Origin of the sequence: Mesorhizobium sp. M2D.F.Ca.ET.226.01.1.1, from assembly GCF_004022705.2 — a bacterium.
Taxonomy (GTDB): domain Bacteria; phylum Pseudomonadota; class Alphaproteobacteria; order Rhizobiales; family Rhizobiaceae; genus Mesorhizobium.
On sequence record NZ_RZOY02000022.1, the window covers coordinates 1 to 19,385 of the forward strand.

Annotated in this window: 18 protein-coding genes and 2 pseudogenes; 16 read left to right on the top strand and 4 right to left on the bottom strand. The window is 59.0% G+C overall.

Annotated elements, in window-relative coordinates; all coding sequences use genetic code 11:
* Positions 1–1,346 precede the first annotated feature (1,346 nt).
* A complete protein-coding gene (locus tag EN869_RS31685; protein ID WP_126063819.1) occupies positions 1,347–2,579 on the top strand; it encodes an MFS transporter in 1,233 nt (410 codons plus the stop codon).
* A 156-nt stretch (positions 2,580–2,735) separates the two neighbouring features.
* Here EN869_RS31685 and EN869_RS31690 read toward each other — a convergent pair whose 3' ends face one another.
* The gene (locus EN869_RS31690) at positions 2,736–3,872 is read right to left on the bottom strand and encodes a ChuX/HutX family heme-like substrate-binding protein (RefSeq protein ID WP_126063818.1); all 1,137 of its coding nucleotides are present in this window, start codon (positions 3,870–3,872) and stop codon (positions 2,736–2,738) included.
* 586 nt (positions 3,873–4,458) lie between these two features.
* Between EN869_RS31690 and EN869_RS31695 the strand changes: the two genes are divergently transcribed.
* The 15 genes from EN869_RS31695 to EN869_RS31760 all read left to right on the top strand — a co-directional run bounded on the left by EN869_RS31695 (position 4,459) and on the right by EN869_RS31760 (position 15,960).
* The gene (locus EN869_RS31695) at positions 4,459–4,779 is read left to right on the top strand and encodes an iron-sulfur cluster assembly accessory protein (protein WP_029356570.1); all 321 of its coding nucleotides are present in this window, start codon (positions 4,459–4,461) and stop codon (positions 4,777–4,779) included.
* A gap of 17 nt (positions 4,780–4,796) precedes the next feature.
* Positions 4,797–4,967, top strand: coding sequence for a hypothetical protein (locus tag EN869_RS34670; protein WP_165349961.1), 171 nt, complete (start codon positions 4,797–4,799; stop codon positions 4,965–4,967).
* Between the two features lie 158 nt (positions 4,968–5,125).
* Entirely contained in the window at positions 5,126–6,337 is a 1,212-nt protein-coding gene (gene nifS / locus EN869_RS31700; protein ID WP_126063817.1) for a cysteine desulfurase NifS, read from the top strand.
* A 180-nt stretch (positions 6,338–6,517) separates the two neighbouring features.
* The gene (nifW, locus tag EN869_RS31705) at positions 6,518–6,895 is read left to right on the top strand and encodes a nitrogenase stabilizing/protective protein NifW (protein WP_024505239.1); all 378 of its coding nucleotides are present in this window, start codon (positions 6,518–6,520) and stop codon (positions 6,893–6,895) included.
* A 188-nt stretch (positions 6,896–7,083) separates the two neighbouring features.
* Positions 7,084–7,935 (top strand): electron transfer flavoprotein subunit beta/FixA family protein, encoded by an 852-nt coding sequence (locus tag EN869_RS31710; RefSeq protein WP_126063816.1) that lies wholly within the window; start codon positions 7,084–7,086, stop codon positions 7,933–7,935.
* A 16-nt stretch (positions 7,936–7,951) separates the two neighbouring features.
* Entirely contained in the window at positions 7,952–9,061 is a 1,110-nt protein-coding gene (locus EN869_RS31715; protein WP_126063815.1) for an electron transfer flavoprotein subunit alpha/FixB family protein, read from the top strand.
* 10 nt (positions 9,062–9,071) lie between these two features.
* Positions 9,072–10,376 (top strand): FAD-binding protein, encoded by a 1,305-nt coding sequence (locus tag EN869_RS31720; protein WP_126080604.1) that lies wholly within the window; start codon positions 9,072–9,074, stop codon positions 10,374–10,376.
* A gap of 12 nt (positions 10,377–10,388) precedes the next feature.
* Positions 10,389–10,688 (top strand): ferredoxin family protein, encoded by a 300-nt coding sequence (locus tag EN869_RS31725; protein ID WP_024505235.1) that lies wholly within the window; start codon positions 10,389–10,391, stop codon positions 10,686–10,688.
* Between the two features lie 396 nt (positions 10,689–11,084).
* Positions 11,085–11,666 carry an alpha/beta fold hydrolase gene (locus tag EN869_RS31730; RefSeq protein ID WP_287152319.1) on the top strand — a complete coding sequence of 194 codons (582 nt, stop codon included), beginning with the start codon at positions 11,085–11,087 and terminating at the stop codon, positions 11,664–11,666.
* Between the two features lie 700 nt (positions 11,667–12,366).
* Positions 12,367–12,438, top strand: coding sequence for a helix-turn-helix domain-containing protein (locus EN869_RS34855; protein ID WP_245467364.1), 72 nt, complete (start codon positions 12,367–12,369; stop codon positions 12,436–12,438).
* Between the two features lie 273 nt (positions 12,439–12,711).
* Positions 12,712–14,193, top strand: a complete 1,482-nt coding sequence (nifB, locus tag EN869_RS31740; protein ID WP_024505233.1) for a nitrogenase cofactor biosynthesis protein NifB — start codon at positions 12,712–12,714, stop codon at positions 14,191–14,193.
* 29 nt (positions 14,194–14,222) lie between these two features.
* Positions 14,223–14,417 carry a 4Fe-4S binding protein gene (locus EN869_RS31745; RefSeq protein ID WP_024505232.1) on the top strand — a complete coding sequence of 65 codons (195 nt, stop codon included), beginning with the start codon at positions 14,223–14,225 and terminating at the stop codon, positions 14,415–14,417.
* An 85-nt stretch (positions 14,418–14,502) separates the two neighbouring features.
* On the top strand, positions 14,503–14,823 hold the full coding sequence (locus EN869_RS31750) for a nitrogen fixation protein NifZ (RefSeq protein ID WP_024505231.1): 321 nt from the start codon (positions 14,503–14,505) through the stop codon (positions 14,821–14,823).
* Positions 14,820–15,032 carry a putative nitrogen fixation protein NifT gene (nifT, locus tag EN869_RS31755; RefSeq protein WP_024505230.1) on the top strand — a complete coding sequence of 71 codons (213 nt, stop codon included), beginning with the start codon at positions 14,820–14,822 and terminating at the stop codon, positions 15,030–15,032. The genes EN869_RS31750 and nifT overlap by 4 nt, the downstream gene beginning before the upstream one ends.
* Before the next feature lie 34 nt (positions 15,033–15,066).
* Entirely contained in the window at positions 15,067–15,960 is an 894-nt protein-coding gene (locus EN869_RS31760; protein WP_024505229.1) for an SIR2 family protein, read from the top strand.
* 307 nt (positions 15,961–16,267) lie between these two features.
* Here the strand turns inward: EN869_RS31760 and EN869_RS31765 are convergent, their stop codons facing one another.
* From EN869_RS31765 to EN869_RS31775, 3 genes and pseudogenes are all read right to left on the bottom strand, one after another.
* Positions 16,268–16,834 (bottom strand): sugar O-acetyltransferase, encoded by a 567-nt coding sequence (locus EN869_RS31765; RefSeq protein WP_024505228.1) that lies wholly within the window; start codon positions 16,832–16,834, stop codon positions 16,268–16,270.
* Positions 16,835–17,416: 582 nt separating this feature from the next.
* Positions 17,417–18,460 (bottom strand): annotated as a pseudogene (gene nifA, locus EN869_RS31770) (nif-specific transcriptional activator NifA); the annotation flags it as partial.
* A 762-nt stretch (positions 18,461–19,222) separates the two neighbouring features.
* A pseudogene (locus EN869_RS31775) lies at positions 19,223–19,385 on the bottom strand (beta-ACP synthase); the annotation flags it as partial.

Sequence of the window (19,385 nt, forward strand, 5' to 3'; positions counted from 1 at the left end):
ACGCAGCGGTGTGAGACGGGCATTCTTATGGATGTTCATTCGGATCCTCCGATGGATGCTGAAGCGTGGTAACTCCAGTCTCCTCGGTCCGGTCCGAATGGACAACCTCCCGAAAGCTCACAGCTAGCCGATCATGTGCCCGGGGAGCATCCAGTTCGAAAGCTTGCTCTAAGCGGCTTGGTGACTTGGCCGAGGTCACCCAGGTGGAAATGACCAACACTTGGGGTAAGCCTAGTGGCGCTCCCCTCGATGATGTCTGGCGGGGTGGTTAGCCGCCTCCGTGGGACAAGATCAGTCTACACGAATGGGCTATAGCCTCTCCTCGCCTGCCTCACTGGCCGTCCTTCAGAGCCGGCCACACGAGCTTTTGTCTTTCAGCAGGGCGTTTTTCTCGCCAGCTACAGAGCCACACCGACGCCATTAATGAGCGTCCAGTCGACGGGTTGGATGGCCCTGTCCATCTTGCCCAGCACCTTGGCTTAGCATTTGCCGGTGCGGCGGAAGCCTTCAAGACGCAGTTCTTGACCTTCTCCAGATCAGCCTCGGATGGATATCGGCAAGGGTTCAGCTCGTCCTTTTGAACTTGCGCATCTTCGTGTTGGCCAACCCCAGGCCGCCCGACATATTTGCGGTCTATCCGGCACCTCAACTTCGAACAACCTTGCGGCAAGCTCTTGGGATAGCCCACGCTCGTGCCTCCACCACCCGCTCAGCAGAGCCAGATTTGTCGTTGATGGCACGGAACTTGCGGAGTCATTCGCAGATGCGTCACGGACCGAGAGTGTCGTCCCATGAATTCGATCACCAAAAAGGCCGCCCGACGTTGCTGGGACCGCCTGCAATTACCTTATCCCAGAATTGGGAGCAACGGCTTCAAAAGGGATAACTCATCACCTCAATTTTGTCGATCGCGCGGCCATCGAACCGCAGCCATCGATCAGACTTCCGCCTCGTTGCACTCATTGCGACCGCCTTGGTGCTTGCGACAACCGCTCAATTCTGGCTGCCAGGATAACCACATATGGCGACGGAACTTCCTGCTTCAAAGCAATATAGAGATCGTCGATCATCCCCCCATCAAGGCCTCGATCGAGGACACCGCGTTCGGCTTGCTTGGTTCGCAGTGAACAGACCGCACTTCGACGAATGCGATCGATGCGACCGCGCCGAGAACTCTCCCGCATTGTCGACGGTTGGGTCCGTCGGCCCTCCGATGAGGCCTCGGATGCGTCGGGCGCCGAGGCCTCGACTGATGCCGACTGGCCGCCGCCGGAAGGTCTCGCGGCTTTGATCCCCGGCGATGTAGCCACCCCTGCTGCAACAGCTCCTAGCCGGAGAACTCATTCATGACCGAATCGGCGACAGATTTAGTGGACGCGGCTTTGTTCGACCGAGATCGGCTTGACCCAGAAAGTCCCTATCAACGTTCTGGCCCTGCATGGGGTGCCATCATTTCGCTTTCCTTCGGCACCTTCGGGCTTGTGACGGCAGAGTTTCTGCCCGCCAGCGTTCTGACACCGCTCGCGCATGATCTCCGTATCACCACGGGCACGGCTGGACAGGCGCTAACAGCGACCGCAATCGTCGCGGCGATCTCGGCACCGATAATCGCCATCGTGACAAAGCGTCTGGACCGCAGGGTCGTCATCTGGGCGATGACGCTCCTGCTGATCCTGTCGAACGTTCTGGCAGAGGTTGCGGGGTCGCTGCCGGTTTTGCTGGCGGCACGCGTCGTCCTTGGCATATCGCTTGGTGGTTTTTGGTCTATTTCGGCAGCGTTGGCGATGCGGCTGGTTCCAAGTCACCTCATGCCGCGCGCCATGTCGATCATCCTCACCGGCGTTTCTGTCGCCTCCGTCTGCGCGGCTCCAATCGGCGCTTATGTCGGTGACATTTGGGGATGGCGAGCCTCGTTCAAGGTCGCCGCAATCGTGAGTGCCGTTGCGCTGCTCGTGCAACTCGTAACCATTCCGCCACTGCCTCCGATCGAAGTGCGCAGATTCCGCAGTCCGCTGGATGTCGCGAAGAATCCGGCGATGAAGGTTGCGGTGCTAGTCGTGCTATTGGTCGCTTCCGGCCATTTTGCCAGCTTCGCCTACATCCGCGCCTTTCTCGAGAGCGTTCCTGCGCTCGAAAAGAAGTCAATCCCGCTCGTGTTCCTTGCTTTTGGCACGGCCGGCGTCTTCGGCAATTTAGCCGGCGCATTCCTCACCAAACACAGTCTCAAGGCGGTCGCGGCCCTGCCGCCCCTGCTCATTGCCGTAGCCGCTGTCTCGCTCCTGACTATGGGAGCATCGGCCTTGACCTCGGCAATTGCAGTTGCCGTATGGGGCTTTGCTTTTGGCGCGGTCCCGGTCGGATTGCAGACATGGATGGTGCTACGCGCCGCTCCGAAACAGGCCGAGAGCGCTGGTGTACTGATGGTCATAACCTTCCAAGTGGCCATCGCAGCCGGCACAACTTTCGGTGGCCTATTGGTGGATCACACGGGTATTGCCAGTGTCTTTGTCTACAGCGCGGTTGCCACGTTCCTCGCTGTCTTGACAGTATTTTTGCTCGGCCCGAACCGCAAAACCTGACCGCCTGGTGGGGAGTGACGGTCGGCGGCGTTCACGCTATTGCCACCTCTGAGCTCGGCCCAAAGGCCGCGGCTTCGTCGTAACCATGCGGTCGATGGGGCAGCGCCAAATTGCTTCCTGCTCATCGCGTTGCGATAATACAGCGCGCTTATTGCGTCATCGTGTCCCCGGTCTCGGCTTCAATGCCCGGCTACTGGCTGCGGAGGCAGATGGGCGCCGGCGTCCCACCGACGACGATCGGTCTTTTCTCATGTAGCTGTCGGGGAAACGAGGCAGGTTTTCCGCCAGAACCCGCCAGTCGTCGCGCTCGCGTTCGCCTTCCTTGCGCGCACCGAACAACTGGATGATGATCTTGCCGTCGGACCCATATGCTTCGAGCGAGGTGACGTGACTGTCATTGGTCGGCTTGCGCACGGCCCAAACCTCACGGATTTGGTGGGTCCTGAGATGCAGCCGGAACGTTTCGTCCAGCACATGGATGCACGGCCCGATCTGCTTGACCGACTTGATTAAGCCGGAATGGGTCTGGATAGAACCTCGGTTGCCGACGAAGCACATGATCGGCAATTCGTCTTCGGCCGCACGCTGGAGCACGGCGCCAACTGCGGCATTGTCGAGCAGCCAAGCGTAATCCTGGCCGACCATGCGCAAAGCCTGGCAGCGGCTGAGCTTGAGCGTCTTTAGAAGGTTGACGTCAGTCAGCCGGCTCCAGTGCTCGCGTAGGTCGTCCACCGTGCCGGCCCAGTCCGCAGTCCTCGCGCCCAGGTCGGCTACTCTCGCCTTAAGCGACATGGTCGGCTCCTGGTTGGCGGATACGAGCTCGGCCACCAGCTTTCGATAGGCATGAAGGTTGGAGACCGGCCTGAGATGCACCTTATGCACTGCTGCGCCGGTGGCGTCGAAGAATTGCAAACTGCGCTGGATTCCGCCGCGATGGCGCCTTTCAACAGCGAAACCATACCTCCAAGCTTGCGGGAAGACGCGAAGGTCGAATTCGTCACCAAGGACCATGGCGTGATTGTTGCCGGTTATCACTCTGTTGAAGACGCCAATCTTTTCGTGCACGGCACCTTGATTGCGGGTCAGCGCCGTCACTTCGCCCACGAATTCGAGGCCCGTCAGAACGTGATTGACGCGCGGGTCGATGCGTGCCGCGCCGAAACCGCAATGGGCCGCGACCAGTTCCGCTTCCGAAATGGCCAATTGGGCTGCGAAATCACGCGCGGGAATGTTCGGACAGACTTCCCACGCACGCCGGATTTCGTTGGGCGACCGCTTCTTGCGCTGATCCATGTTTTTACCCCTGCCCCGTTCTTCTTTTGACGATCGATCGAAAAACGGGCCTCAGGGGTGTGCACGGCGGACGCGATCGATCGTCAGGCACATGCCAGTCGAATCCTGTCTCCGGGCGGTCAGCGGCCAATCGCCGGTAGAGAGCGATTGTTGGGTGGTCGGCGCCAATCGGCCGATCGAGCATTCGGGTACCACCGGCGGTGCTGCTTTCCCACTCAAGGCGGGTCTGATGGATCATATTGCTCTCCTTCGTTCTTCGATTGCGAGGGCAACCCAAAGGTGAATCGGCCGGCAATTTTGCCGCCGCAACGAAGGCTTCACAAAAATCGTGCCAGTTGCTCCGCGGCAAGCTCTGAACATCTTTGGCTCTGTTCATTGCTTTACGCGTGAGTGCATCGCGAACTCAGGCGCCCTTCCTGTGACGCGGACGCGACAAATCCGACAGTAAGTGTCGGTTGTCGGACGTCTCCCCAGCAATCGAGCATAAGAGACGTCGGGATGTCCTACGGTTTTTGACACGTCTTCCCTTTGGCACGGTCCATGCGAGATGATCCGCGAAAACGTCGGACCGAGGAGAAATCGAGCCATGATTACGCTCACCGACAACGCTGTTGCCGCCATCAAGGCCGCTCTTTACCGCGCCAGCGAGCCGGCGGAAGGATTTCGCATCATGGTCCATGCCGGCGGCTGCGCCGGCTTCCAATACTCAATGGGCCTGGAGAGCGTCTCACGTGAGGGCGATGCGATCATCGAGCGAGATGGGCTCAAGGTGTTCATGGATAGAGGCTCCCAACCCCATGCAGCCGGCATGACCGTGGACTTCGTCACTGGGCTCGAAACATCCGGCTTTGTTTTCGATAACCCCAATGCGCGTGAGACGTGCGGCTGCGGCAAGTCCTGCAAATGATTGCGAGGGAACAGGCTATGTTCGACTATAGCGACGCCAAGGAATACTGCGTCGAACCGGCACCGCCGGCGCTCTGGAACCGGCCGACACGCACTGTCGGCCCGGAACAATTGCGTTCGGTGATGCGCCAAATCGCGATCATCGATCGTTGCCGTGGGCAAGCAAACAAAATTGCCCGAAACAGCTGAATTCCCGGCAGATGCCGCCACCAAAGGGCAATGTCGACAGCGACCGGTCAGCCAAGCCATCGCTCGCCCGGCCGCCCACCTTACCAGATACGATATGCGCCAGAGGTTCAATGGCCCGCCTACCCTTGAATCATTTCAGCAGTTGAAGGATCACTCCCATGAACCCTGTCTATCTCGACAACAACGCAACGACGCGGGTTGATCCTGCAGTCGTTGGAGCGATGTTGCCTTTCTTTACGGAGCAATTTGGCAATCATTCGTCCATGCACGCCTATGGCGCATCGGTTGCTGAAGCCGTGAGAAAGGCGAGGCAACAGTTGCAAGCCCTCATCGGCGCGGGATTCGAGGACGAGATCATCTTCACCTCGGGCGGGACTGAAAGCGACAGTACAGCCATCCTTTCGGCGCTGGAGGTGATGCCCGACCGAACGGAAATAGTGACTTCCGCGGTTGAACATCCGGCCGTTCTGAAGTTGTGCGCGCACCTTGAAAAGACGCGCGGCGTCAAGGTGCACATTATCCCAGTCGATCACCACGGCCGGCTCGACCTGGACGCCTACAGAACCGCTCTCACTCCACAAGTGGCAATCGTCTCGATAATGTGGGCGAACAATGAGACCGGTACGATCTTTCCCGTGGTTAAGCTTGCCGATCTAGCCAGGGAAGTCGGCGCGCTTTTCCACACTGATGCAGTGCAGGCGGTCGGAAGGCTTCCGATTGAGCTGAAATCGACCGCGATCGACATGCTGTCGCTCTCCGCCCACAAGCTGCATGGTCCAAAGGGGATAGGCGCGCTTTATGTAAGACGTGGCGTGCGCTTCTCCTCCATGATCAAGGGTGGGCACCAAGAGCGCGACCGGCGTGCAGGCACTGAAAACACACCCGGCATAGTCGGACTGGGCATGGCGGCCGAACTCGCCTTGAAATTCATGGACGAGACAAAACGAATAAAATGGTTGCGCGACCGCCTTGAGAACGGGATCATCCAGCGCATCCCAAACACATCCATCAACGGCGATCCGCAAGAGCGATTGCCAAACACTGCAAACATTGGATTCGAAGGTATCGAAGGCGATGCAATTCCAATTGTCCTGAGCCGGCTGGGAATCGCCTGTTCCGCCGGGTCCGCCTGTGCCTCTGGCTCACTGGAACCGAGCCATGTTCTGATCGCTATGAACGCGGCATGTGGGGCAGTCCGCTTCTCCTTGTCGCGTGACAACGGCGAAGATGACGTAGACCGCGTGCTTGAGGTCCTGCCTGCGATCACCGAGAAGCTACGGGCCGTTCCCAGTGCTGGACTGTGCGGGCGAGGTGCAGAACAGCTTCATTCCGGCCCGGGTCCGAGCGGCACAATAGCCGACGAGCCGTGAGGTCTTCCTCAACGTGACGACCCTGCGCAATGGAGAGCAGTCAAACTCGGGGTCGCCTTCACCACTTCAGAAAAGCTTGAGATCGCCAAGTCTCTTGCCCAGCCGCCGTGCCAGAGGTCGGCACGCCGTCAGCAATGTCACCAATGCATCGACACCACAATTACGCGCCGGGAGAATACAATGAACTGCTCCGCTGATAGCCGCCCGATCGATCGCACCGATATCCTAGCGCGACTGAAGGGCCTGTCGGCCGCGGAGGACTTCTTCGCCTGCCTTGGCGTCTCCTACGACCCGAAAGTGATGAATGTCTCGCGGCTCCATATCATGAAGCGCGTGGGCCAATACCTTGCCGAAGAAGATTTCTCCGGTCTGCCTAACCAGGTAATCGCCGCGCGGGTGCGCGCCAAGCTGGAACGCGCCTACGAAGATTTCGCGACTTCCTCGCCGCTCACGCAACGTGTGTTCAAGGTGCTAAGGGACCACGATCCAAACATATGTCCCGCACCTGGCCGCGCCTTCGTCCCGCTCGACTCTGCACTGAAGCGGTTCGGAAAGTAATGAGCCCGACACGGCTGCGACGCGACAATGTCGAGAAGTCGACAAATCCAGTCCTCATGACGCCTCCTCGGAAGCAAACGAAGCCACCTTCTGGAATAGAGGCAGGAAGACGACTTGGCATGAACGATGCAGGCAATGAGGCGAACCGCCAAGCACGAATCCGGACTGGGAGCTTAGAGAAACCGCCAATGCATATCGTAATCTGCATCAAGCAGGTGCCGGATTCGGCACAGATCCGCGTGCACCCGGTGACGAACACGATCATGCGTCAGGGTGTTCCGACCATCATCAATCCTTACGACCTGTTCGCCCTCGAAGAAGCGCTCAAACTGCGCGACGTTCATGGTGGCGAGGTTACTGTGCTCACAATGGGTCCGCCCATGGCGGAGGACTCGCTGCGAAAGGCGCTCGGTTACGGTGCTGACCGAGCAGTTCTCTTGACGGACCGCTATTTTGCCGGATCCGATACGCTGGCGACTTCCTTTGCTCTTTCGCAAGCAATCGCAAAAATTGGGGAGACTTTCGGCAGGCCGGACATCGTCTTCACCGGCAAGCAGACGATTGACGGCGATACCGCCCAGGTCGGACCGGGCATAGCCAAGCGCCTAGATTTATCGCAACTTACCTATGTCGCGAAGATTGCCTCCATCGATCTCGATACGCGAGAGATCGAAGTCGCGCGTCGCGCCGAAGGCGGCACCCAGTTGCTGAAGAGCAGACTCCCTTGCCTCATTACCATGCTGGAAGACACCAACGAAATCCGCCGGGGCTCGCTCCAGCAGGCTCTGTGCGCGGCGCGCAGGCAAGTCGTGAAGTGGACTGCAGCCGACGCCGGCATTGACGATCTCACCCGGTGCGGTCTGCGTGGCTCGCCTACAGTCGTCAAGCGTGTTTTCGCCCCCACCGCACGGGCAGAAAGGGCGGCGCAGATCGACACCGCGGAAAGGGGCTTGCAGGACATAGCCGATGAACTCATCGCCGATATCTTAACCCGCCGGCCGGCGCTGGAACATGAGCTGGCCTTCAACAGCGGCACGTGACGGCCAGGAGCAGAAAATGTCGACCGCAAGCCAAACCACCCCTCGCATTGCCCCCGGCCGTGCCGGTGTAAAGAAAGAACTTCCCGACCATTTCAAAGACTACCGGCACGTGTGGGTCTTCCTCGAGCTCGAACGCGGCAATGTGCATCCTGTATCATTCGAACTGCTGGGCGAAGGCCGCAAATTGGCCGACAAGCTTGAAGTCCAGCTCGCGGGCGTCGTGCTGGGACCGCCGGGCGAGATGGTCGAGGACGCTGTTGCCGAGGCCTTCGCTTACGGGGCGGATCTTGTCTACATCGTCGATGCGCCGCCGCTCGCCGACTACCGGAACGAGCCGTTCGCCAAGGCGCTCACGGATCTGGTCAATACCCATAAACCCGAAATCCTCCTTCTCGGCGCGACCACACTGGGCAGGGATCTTGCAGGCTCGGTAGCGACGACCCTGCAGACGGGGCTCACGGCCGACTGCACCGAACTTGATGTAGATTCCGACGGTTCACTCGCCGCGACCCGTCCGACTTTTGGTGGCTCATTGTTGTGTACGATCTATACACTAAATTACCGGCCGCAAATGGCGACGGTGCGACCAAGGGTCATGCCTATGCCGCAACGGGTGGATAAGCCGGTCGGGCGTGTCATGCGGCACAAGCTGTCGCTCGTTGAGGACGATATCGTCACCAAAGTCCTCGGCTTCCTACCGGATAACCAGTCGGCAATGGCAAATCTTGCCTATGCGGATGTCGTGGTTGCGGGAGGCCTCGGTCTCGGAGCGGCGGAGAACCTTCAGCTTGTGAAGAATCTTGCCCGAGCGATCGGCGCCGAGCATGGCTGTTCGCGCCCCTTGGTCCAGAAGGGCTGGATGCCGGCTGATCGACAGATTGGACAAACTGGCAAGACCATTCGACCGAAGCTTTACATCGCGGCCGGAATTTCCGGCGCCATCCAGCACCGAGTTGGGGTCGAGGGGGCCGATCTCATCGTCGCGATCAACACCGATCCGAACGCGCCGATTTTCGAGTTCGCCCACCTCGGGATCGTCACGGATGCAATCCGCTTCCTGCCCGCACTGACGGAAGCCTTCACCCGGCGGCTGTCGCCGCACAGTCGAGACAAGCTTGCGAGTTGAGGGAGAGGACATGATTGAACAATTCGATGCCATAGTGGTCGGAGCCGGCATGTCTGGAAACGCAGCTGCTTACACTTTGGCAAGCCAGGGGCTGAAGGTACTGCAGTTGGAGCGCGGGGAATATCCGGGCTCTAAGAACGTCCAGGGTGCCATAATGTACGCGAACATGCTGGAGAAGATCATCCCGGACTTCCGGGATGATGCGCCCCTCGAGCGGCACCTGGTCGAACAGCGACTTTGGGTGTTGGACGACACGTCTCACACCGGAATTCATTACCGGTCGGACGACTTCAATGAGGCGAAACCCAACCGCTACACGATCATTCGCGCCCAGTTCGACAAATGGTTTTCCCGCAAGGTGCGCGAGGCTGGCGCGACGGTCCTGTGTGAGACGACCGCGACGGAACTCGTCCGTGATGGCAATGGCAAGGTGATCGGCGTCCGCACAGACCGGGCTGGCGGAGTGGTCTTCGCGAATGTGGTCGTTCTCGCAGAAGGGGTGTCGGGATTGCTTGGCACTCGCGCAGGCCTGCGCGAGATGCCGAAGCCGGAGACCGTGGCGCTTGCCGTCAAGGAAATGCATTTCTTGCCCGAAGAGGTCATTGGCCAGCGGTTCGGGGTCAAGGGCGATGAAGGCTGCGTAATCGAGGCCGTGGGCACGATCTCTCGCAGCATGGCCGGGCTCGGCTTCCTTTACACCAACAAGGAGTCGATATCACTCGGCATCGGCTGCCTGGTCTCGGATTTCGCCGCGACGATGGAGAGCCCGTCCGCCCTCCTGGATGCGATGAAAAACCATCCTTCGATCCGGCCGCTGATCGCTGGCTCGGAGGTGAAAGAATATGCCGCCCATCTTATCCCCGAAGGTGGTTACAAGGCCATTCCGCAGCTCTTCGGCGACGGTTGGGTCATCGTCGGCGACGCAGCGCAACTGAACAATGCCATTCACCGTGAGGGTTCGAACCTTGCCATGACCTCGGGTCGTGTCGCGGCTGAGGCGATCATCAAAGTCAAAAGCCGCAACGGTCCTATGACCAAAGCGAACCTTGCGCTCTACAAGACGATGCTGGATGACTCCTTTGTGATCAAGGATCTTAAGAAATACAAGGACATGCCAGCCTTGCTCCACACCAATTCCAGCAACTTTTTTGACAGCTATCCGCGGCTGATGTCGCATGCCGCTCAGAACTTCATGCGTGTCGACGGCACGCCGAAGATCGAGAAGGAAAAGAACACCACGGCCGCCTTCATCAACGCGCGCTCGCGCTGGGGGTTGGTCAGCGACGCGGTCCGCCTGGCATTGGCATGGCGCTGAAGAGGGTACAAGATGACGATCGCAGTGACGAAGGTTCGTGTCGAGGACAAACTTTACCAGAACCGCTATCTGGTCGATTCCGGCCGCCCCCATATTATAGTGCGACCGCACGACAAGCCAAGCGCGAACTTGCTTGCGTTGACCTACGTCTGTCCGGCGAAATGCTATGAGTTGAATGACAAGGGTCAAGTCGAGATCACCGCCGACGGCTGCATGGAATGCGGCACCTGCCGGATATTGTGCGAGAAAGGCGGCGACATCGAGTGGAACTATCCGCGCGGCGGCTTTGGTGTCCTGTTCAAGTTCGGATGATCAGCCGGGACCGTGCCAAGAGCATGCCGGCAGCGAGCAACTGCGGCACACCATGAGCCTCTCCATCCACTTGCAAAGAGCTAGTGAATATTGGCCTTTCGCAATTCAAATTTCCTTGACTCGTTAGCGGTGTCCTCAGGCCACGGCGCTGCCCTGTGCGCCGGACTTACCACCGGTCACGTGGTCGAGCCCCTTTGGGACAACGCCCGGCCATCGTGCCGGATGGCAGCCACAACGGCCGGTGAGCAAGTGGAACGGCACAACCCATGGCAAAGACGTATGTGCTAGTGCATGGTGCCTGGCATGGCGGATGGTGTTGGCGGGACGTGGCTGCCAATCTTCGCAAGATGGGATGCCACGTGACCACGCCGACCAGGTGTCGGCGAACGCGCACGTTTGCTGTGCAAGGACATCACGCCCGACACATTCGTGACCGACATCGTCAACCACATTGTGACGGAAGAGCTGAGCGATGTGATCCTTGTCGGTCACAGTCTAGGCGGCATCAGCATCACCGGCGCCGCCGACCGGATACCCGACCATATCAGCCATCTCGTTTATCTCGACAGCGCCATCGTCGAGAGCGGTCAAAGTGTATTCAGCACCATGCCCCCCGACATCGTCGCGGCCCGTCGAAAATTGGTTGCGGAGGAAGGACGGGGTATCTTCATGCCGACTCCGCCGCCAACAGCATTCGGCATTCCCGAGGGACACTCGCTCACGGACTGGGTGCGGCGCCGGATAACACCGCATCCGGCAGGCACCTACGAAAGCGGACTTAAGCTCGAGCACCCGCTCGGCAACGGCAGACCCCGAACCTATGTCGTCTGCACTAATCCACTCCACCCGCCGATGGCGGGAGCGCGAGAATGGGTCGCGAAGCAGGATGGCTGGGCGTGGCAGGAACTCGCCACTGGCCACGACGCAATGATCCTCGCGCCGACGGAAGTTGCTCTCCTTCTTAGCGCAGTCGGCTGAGGAACCAAGTAGGGTGAGCGGCGGCCGATTCTCAGGCCGTGGCCTTGAGCTCTGGTGCACGGATAGGCCCAACGGGTCGTTCCGGTGGCGCCACCGAAACCACTAGGCGGGAGTGGCCTGTCCTGCCGACGTCGCAAGCTTGCGAGCGTTCCGCCGCGGCCGCAGCCCGTAGCGCCGGGCAACCTCCGAGATCACCGCGTCGGCTCCAGGGTCTCGGAATGACTCCGTGCCTTGTCGTCCATCGACCAATGCCGCCGACCAACAGCGCCGTTGATCACCCTCGAAAACGCCGAGGCTGCCGCTCAGGGTCAATCGTAAGTTCAAGTTCAGACACAAGCCGATCTCCGATCCACCTCAGAATCGGCAGGCCCACAGATCGCGGGTCCTCCTGGAAGGACACAGCGCTTACCCTTGAAATATGGAGAACCATGGCTTTGCGCCGTCGGCAGTTGAGCTGATCTCGCAATGCTATTTCCCCGGCAACGTCCGAGCCGGAGAACTGCGTGCTTGGCGTTCTCCTCTGGAAGGAACCAATCTTTCGGAACGTGGCAATGTCATCGACGAGCTCTCACGGGCCAGCACGATGCCGGTTCGGCGCATCGGCGCCCCCTGAACACGAGATAGCCACTTGCGATTCTAACGATACGGCCGGACGGGGGCTGAGACCGCGGCGGACGGAGCGTGACGGCTGATCGACACAATGGAGAAGGCCGGCTGGGTTCAGGCTAATGCGGCTCGAATTCTCGGCCTCAAGCTGCGACAAGTCGGCTAGGCGATACGCCGGCATAGTATCGAGGTGAAGGAAATTCTAAGAGCCTGATGAGCCAATCGTCAGGCCAGTGGTCTTGCGCGCCCTGTGCGCGACAAGGAGTGCTTCGTGCTTCTGAACGGATTTGGACTTGCACTGTCGCAAGCAGGACAAAATTGTGTCGCGCCGGCCTGACACAATGCGATATCGACCCGAATAGTGAACTGAAGCCGCTTTTTTCAGTTGGTATGGCTCTTGCACCTTGAACCGCGACGTTACCAGCAACGGAGCCGTTTGATGTCCTCACCGACAGTTTCGATTGAGGGGCCGACTAGCACGACATCCGAGGGTTTTCTGGCAGCCGCGAAATCCGGTGGCTGCGCATCGTCCTCCTACGGCTCGTCGCCGACCAGCCCGGGCGAAGGGGATCCGGCTATTTGGGAAAGGATCAAGGATCACCCCTGCTTTTCGGAGGAAGCGCATCATTATTTCGCGCGTATGCATGTGGCGGTCGCGCCGGCTTGCAATGTCCAGTGCAACTATTGCAATCGCAAATACGATTGCGCCAACGAGAGCCGGCCTGGTGTTGTGTCTGAGAAGTTGACGCCCGACCAAGCGCTACGCAAGGTCATCGCCGTTGCCAACAAAGTTCCGCAGCTTTCGGTTCTTGGCATCGCTGGGCCGGGGGATGCCTGTTACGATTGGGAGAAAACGAAGGCAACGCTCGACCGCGTCATCAGGGAAATCCCCGACATAAAGCTGTGCGTCTCCACTAATGGGCTCGTGCTGCCGGACCATGTCGCCGAGCTTGCCGAAATGAATGTTGATCACGTGACGGTCACCATCAACATGGTCGACCCGGAAGTCGGCGCGAAGATCTATCCATGGATCTTTTATGAAAATCGCCGCTACTTCGGCATCGAAGCCGCTCGAATCTTGCACGCGCGGCAGATGCTGGGCCTGGAGATGCTGAGCGCGCGCGGCATCCTCACCAAAATCAACTCGGTGATGATTCCTGGAGTGAACGACCAGCACCTGTTTGAGGTGAACAAAATGGTCAGGGAGCGGGGCGCGTTTCTGCACAACGTGATGCCTCTGATTTCGGACCCGGCGCACGGTACCCACTACGGACTCATCGGGCAGCGCGGCCCAACGGCAATGGAGATGATGGCTCTTCAGGATCGACTTGAAGGTGGCGCCAAGTTGATGCGCCACTGCCGGCAGTGCCGGGCAGATGCTGTCGGCCTGCTCGGTGAAGATCGTGGCCAGGAATTCACGCTGGACGGGATTCCCGACGATGTCGCCTACGATGCTGGCAAGCGTCAGGCCTATCGGCAGGTGGTCGCACACGAGCGCCGTGATCATGAGGCGGCGAGGAGCGAGGCCATCGGTATGGTCAAGGCAACAGACTCCGAAAAGTCGCTTCTGGTTGCGGTGGCCACTAAGGGAGGTGGACGGGTCAACGAACACTTCGGCCACGCGAAGGAATTCCAGGTTTATGAAGTCTCGCCTAGAGGGATCAGCTTGGTCGGGCATCGGAAGGTCGAGCGGTATTGCCTCGGAGGCGGGGGCGAAGACGCCATCCTCGAGGGCGTCATCGCAGCGCTCGAAGGCATACACATAGTGCTATGCGCCAAGATCGGAAATCGCCCGAAGGAACAACTCTCGCGAGCTGGACTGCGCGTAACCGACGCCTATGGCCATGACTACATCGAGACCGCAGTCAGCGCACTTTACGCGGCAGAGTTTGGGATCAGACCACTAGCGGCGACGGCCTGAGCCGTCTCGTCCGATAACCAGGAGTTAGAATGGCTTTAAAGATCATCGCATCCCAATGTACCCAATGCGGGGCCTGCGAGTTCGAATGTCCTTCGGAAGCGATCAAGTTCAAGGGCGACGCCTATGTGATCGATCCAAACAAGTGCACCGAATGCAAGGAGGCCTTCGATACGCAGCAATGCGTGTCGGTCTGTCCGGTACCGAAAACCTGCGTTCCCGCTTGATTCCTACCGAAACGGTCGGGTTCGCCGCACGACGACGCCTGCAACCCGCGACCACAACAAAAGCCTCGAGAAAGGAATGGACAGCATGTGGTCCAGACGCGAACAGGAGGTCGAAATCGGCAGACCGCCACGGTTCATGCAGGGTGAGCGGGTCCGTGCGATACGCCACATAAAAAACGACGGCACCTATCCCGGCAAGGAGATCGGCGAAAACCTCGTGCGGAAGGGCGACGAAGGCTACGTGCGCGACATTGGAACCTTTCTCCAGCAATTCTTCATCTATGCGGTCGAATGGATCGATCGTGGCACGGTCGTCGGCATGCGAGCGCGCGAACTCATTAGCCTCGACAAAGTCGAGGTTCCCTGCGGAGCTGAAGGCATTTCCAACGGGGGAACAGCCGGATGAAAGTAATGATTCGCAGGACCGCTACTGGCTTGTCGGCTTATGTCCCCAAGAAGGATCTCGAAGAGCCGATCACCGAGATTGAGAACGCTGACTTATGGGGCGGGACCGTGACGCTCAGGAACGGTTGGCGGCTCATGCTGCCCGACCTTCCGCGCGACACGCGTTTGCCGATCACCGTCGAGGCGATGAAGATTTCCGACGGGGCCTGATGCCGGTGGGTTCAGTGGCGGAGAGGAAACGCGTATGAACACGATGCTGAGCTGGGACCATCTCGTCGTCGTCCGGGGCAGTTTTGCCAAAAAACTGATTGACCTGCTGAACGGCGCTCTCAAGGCCGATCGAGTGATCCCCTATCTCGGTCCTGGTCTTCTGCAGCTTAACCCACCGGAATCACCTGTACCTTGCACCCCTGAAGATGTCGCCGCGGCCCTCAACAAGCGGGCGCCTGCCCCTTCCAGGATTCGCACCAATATGTGGTCGGTCGCGCAGTTTATCGAGCAGCGCCGACATCGTCGGACTCTCCAAGCGTGGATGGCGGAGATATTCGCAGCCCCCGCCGAGCCGACCGTTCTTCACGCCTGGCTCGCAACCCTTCAACTGTCTGTCATCATCGACAGCTGGTACGATGGCGCCATGCGAGCAGCCCTTGCAGAGGCCGGCCAAACAGACGTTGTCGAGATACAAGGAACGACGCGCGCGACCGGAATCGGTAACATCTGGACGAGAACTTACGATTTGTCAGGAACAGAACTCGAGGCCGAACAAGTGGCTAGGACGGTGCTCTATGCGCCGCACGGCAGCGTCAGGCCGGCGGCAAACTTCCTCGTGGCTGATTCCGATTACGTCGAAGTCCTAACCGAAATTGATATCCAGACGCCGATCCCGGACGCGGTGAAGCAACGGCGCGTCAACCGGGGTTTTTTCTTCGTGGGCTGCCGCTTCAACGATCAGATGCTGCGCACATATGCCAGACAGCTGATGAAGCGCTCCACTGGCCCACATTTTGCGGTGATCGATTCGGCTACGCTGACCAGAAACGAACGTCGTTTCCTTGCCGAAGGCGCAATCACGGTCATCGACATGCCGATCCGCAACGCCGCGGCTCGCCTCGTCGGGGTCGATGCTAGCCAGGATTAATGGCCGGCGATTGCTGGTGAGTCGCTGCTTGCCTCCAAGGGCGAAAACTCAGTTGGGAATACATTCGTGAGTAGTAATGCTAGTGGCAGCACAACGTAGGCTCTGAATTCGTTGGGCGATGTGAAAGGGTCCGCTGCTGCGGGACGTGAGCACGTTGCGGCGGCATTACGCACATGATCTTGTGACCCCCGTGGCAAAAGAACTGAAGCGCCCGAGTCGCGACAACATATGCAGCGCTCAATGGCTTCGACAAAAATTCGGCACAGTTTCGACAGTTCGCATGCACCTCCAGGGTCAACGAGGTTGATTATGCCTGTTTATGTGGGTCGGCCACGCGAGCAGGAATTCCCACTACCTTTGCCCCGGCGGGAACATCTCGTGTGACCACGCAGCCAGCGCCTACCACTGCATTATCACCAATCGTGACGCCAGGCAGAATGATTGCTCCACCGCCGATCCAGACACGGCTGCCAATGTGAACAGGACGCCCGACCTGCAGGCCGGCCTGCCGCTGCTCGGCATCATGTGGATGATCGGCGGTATAAATCTGCACAGCAGGCCCAATTGCCGTTCCTTGCCCGATTTTGACCTCTACCACGTCAAGAATAACGCAGTTGAAGTTGATGTAGGCATTGGCTCCAATGCGGATATTGAATCCGTAGTCGCAAAAAAAGGGCGGACGGATGACCGTTCCGCGCCCAACCTCTCCCAGCCGCTCGGACAAAAGCTCATGCCAATGCCCCGTGGTCTGCCCCAGCGTATCATTGTACCGCTTGAGCCAAGCCCCGGTGGCCAACAGGTCAGCTTGGATCTCCGGATCCGCCGCATTGTAAAACTCGCCTGCGAGCATCTTTTCTTTTTGGCTACGCATCATAGTCTCCCGTCAGGTCGTGTCCCGTACAGTGATGCAGGAACGCACATCAAACTGCCTCGGCAACTTTGTAACTCGGTCTTGCCGGGCGCGCGGTCGGTCACGAGCCGGGGCGACAGTTTCGTCTCGACCAACTTCCGCGAATTTGGATATCGCAGATCAACCGGTCGCAGGGGCCAATACCTGACGAGGTCGGCAACTGTCCAGCGGTCGAACTCACTTTCATGCCCATCTCAGATTGCGTGATATCGAGCGGTAAGCCATCAGCTAATGTATCGACCAGGTCCCGCCAGCGGAGATCTGCGCGTCGCCTCTACGCATGCTGGCGTGTCACCAATAATACATCGATTATTTCTGGATCCAGGCACGTCGAATTGATTTGCCTTGCGGTGTAGAGCGAAGTTACTAGCCATAGGATTACTCCTTTTTAGTTTGTCAGTCGCAGAGCCCCAGTATGACTACGTGGTAGAAAGCACACGGCCGGAATCTTGGCAGCGCTGTTCACACCCACTTCGTAAGCCTGGCCGATGGGCTCGCCAGAGCACCAATGCTTGACCTGCTCCAGCTCTTGCTCGGCGGGTTGTTTCAGAGACGCTTGATCTCGATACCGCGTTTTCTCAGCACGTAGCCGATCTGGCGCGGGGTCAAACCGAGCAGGCGCGCCGCCTTTGCCTGCACCCAGCCACACTTTTCCATGGCAGCAATGACCGTATCGGCATCGGGCACCCTACCACGACTCGTGGCAGGGCCTATCGGCGCTTGCCCGTCGCCGACGGGCGGGGCGGCACAGGCGGCGGAAGGCTGGATCGTAGTCGACTTCTCTGACGTCGGCGGTCCGTTCTTCCACAGCGCCGCGGCCAAGCACTGATCCGCGTAACAGGCAAAGTCAGTTCTGAGGATTGATGGACCCGTCGCCAGAACTGCCGTCCGTTGAACGCAGTTTTCGAGCTCTCGGATGTTGCCTGGAAATTCGCAGTTCATTAGCACCTCAATCGCTTCGGGAGCGAAGGTCAGCGTGTGATCATTCTCAGTATTGAAATTCTTGAGAAACTGAGCGGCCAAGAGCGGAATATCACCTCGCCTTTCGCGCAATGCCGGCACGCGTAAAGTGACGACGTTGATGCGATAATAGAGGTCTTGCCGGAACTCCTTGCGTTGAACTGCCGTTTCCAAGTCCCTGTTCGTTGCGGCAATCACGCGAACATCAACTTTAATGGTGTGGTTGCTGCCGACGCGCTCAAACTCCTGCTCCTGCAGGACACGCAGCAGCTTAGCCTGGAACGAACCTGATATTTCGCCAATCTCGTCCAGAAACAATGTGCCTTTGTCGGCAGCCTCAAAGCGCCCCTTGCGCAAACTGCTCGCGTCGGTGAAGGCACCCTTCTCATGACCGAACAAGTCAGATTCCAGAAGCGTCTCGGTGAGCGCCGCGCAATTGACCTTGATGAAGGGCTGCTTGGCGCGAGGCGAGAGCTCGTGAATGGCTTTGGCAACCAGCTCCTTACCGGTTCCGGATTCACCTCGCAACAGGACCGTAGTCTTCGCCTTGGCCACCTTGACAAGGTGCTCACGCAGCTTGCGCAGCGCCTGACTATCGCCAAGCATCTCCTTGCTGATCTTTTTACGTTCCATTTGGCAGCCCATCCCACTCCGCCACCCGCCGGTAGAACTGCACTGGACGGTGAGCTGTGTTGTATTTCGTCATCATCATTCTCGATCTCACCTTTGTTGCTTCGAAATTTTCGGCGCGCGGACGCCCTCGGCAAATGGCAATGGCGCCTGAGCATCGTTGCCTTTCACCAGGACGAGCGTCTTCCTCCGCGCGGGCGCTCGCAATATGCGGTTTGCGCAGGCCTTTACTCGACCGGTCGCTGTTCTGTCCGGCTTCTGCCGCACCGCAGCCTGCAAACTCATCCTTGACAAGAAAGGAGGGGAGTCAACCGAGCTCTCCTTGCATTTATGCAAGGAAAATTGTCAGTTTGATAGAATTCTATCAAAACGGCAGAAACGCCCCGCCCCAGTTTGGCTGTACCTGCGGCGTTCAGCGTACGTGACGACATGTGCGGACTTGTCCCAATTGCCATCCGAGTTGTGCGGAACAGTAGCTGCTGCGCTGTTCGCTTCAACCGCGTGAGGCCGGAGACAGTAGAGACGGCGGCTCGTCGAGCGAGGTTTCATTGTTCGGCTACTAAACCGGCTGTCCTTTGGTGGGAGTTGGTTTCGCCCAAGTTCTGGGCCTGGGGGCGTCTAGCCCGTTTCGCCGCACAGGCTCCTTCCACATCGTCGAGGCCGAGAAGGAGGGACCCCACAGCTCTCCCTGTATCACAATGCCCCGCCCCTCAAGCAGCTAGATACGACAGGTGACCTCAAATGAGGCGTCTTGCATGGCTTCTACACCTGCCTGAATGCCAGAACTGCGTTCGTACCGCCCATGGCGAAGGCGTTGCTCATGGCGACGCGCACCTTGCGCTCGCGCGGCACATTGGGTGTGATGTCGAGGTCGCAAGCGGGATCTGGCTCGCGATAGTTGGCGGTCGGCGGCACGACGTCCTCT

Excerpts from the sequence above, each read along its gene's own strand:
- EN869_RS31685 (WP_126063819.1), top strand. The coding sequence starts at position 1,347 with ATGACCGAATCGGCGACAGATTTAGTGGACGCGGCTTTGTTCGACCGA.
- EN869_RS31690 (WP_126063818.1), bottom strand. The coding sequence starts at position 3,872 with ATGGATCAGCGCAAGAAGCGGTCGCCCAACGAAATCCGGCGTGCGTGG.
- EN869_RS31695 (WP_029356570.1), top strand. The coding sequence starts at position 4,459 with ATGATTACGCTCACCGACAACGCTGTTGCCGCCATCAAGGCCGCTCTT.
- EN869_RS34670 (WP_165349961.1), top strand. The coding sequence starts at position 4,797 with ATGTTCGACTATAGCGACGCCAAGGAATACTGCGTCGAACCGGCACCG.
- nifS (WP_126063817.1), top strand. The coding sequence starts at position 5,126 with ATGAACCCTGTCTATCTCGACAACAACGCAACGACGCGGGTTGATCCT.
- nifW (WP_024505239.1), top strand. The coding sequence starts at position 6,518 with ATGAACTGCTCCGCTGATAGCCGCCCGATCGATCGCACCGATATCCTA.
- EN869_RS31710 (WP_126063816.1), top strand. The coding sequence starts at position 7,084 with ATGCATATCGTAATCTGCATCAAGCAGGTGCCGGATTCGGCACAGATC.
- EN869_RS31715 (WP_126063815.1), top strand. The coding sequence starts at position 7,952 with ATGTCGACCGCAAGCCAAACCACCCCTCGCATTGCCCCCGGCCGTGCC.
- EN869_RS31720 (WP_126080604.1), top strand. The coding sequence starts at position 9,072 with ATGATTGAACAATTCGATGCCATAGTGGTCGGAGCCGGCATGTCTGGA.
- EN869_RS31725 (WP_024505235.1), top strand. The coding sequence starts at position 10,389 with ATGACGATCGCAGTGACGAAGGTTCGTGTCGAGGACAAACTTTACCAG.
- nifB (WP_024505233.1), top strand. The coding sequence starts at position 12,712 with ATGTCCTCACCGACAGTTTCGATTGAGGGGCCGACTAGCACGACATCC.
- EN869_RS31745 (WP_024505232.1), top strand. The coding sequence starts at position 14,223 with ATGGCTTTAAAGATCATCGCATCCCAATGTACCCAATGCGGGGCCTGC.
- EN869_RS31750 (WP_024505231.1), top strand. The coding sequence starts at position 14,503 with ATGTGGTCCAGACGCGAACAGGAGGTCGAAATCGGCAGACCGCCACGG.
- nifT (WP_024505230.1), top strand. The coding sequence starts at position 14,820 with ATGAAAGTAATGATTCGCAGGACCGCTACTGGCTTGTCGGCTTATGTC.
- EN869_RS31760 (WP_024505229.1), top strand. The coding sequence starts at position 15,067 with ATGAACACGATGCTGAGCTGGGACCATCTCGTCGTCGTCCGGGGCAGT.
- EN869_RS31765 (WP_024505228.1), bottom strand. The coding sequence starts at position 16,834 with ATGATGCGTAGCCAAAAAGAAAAGATGCTCGCAGGCGAGTTTTACAAT.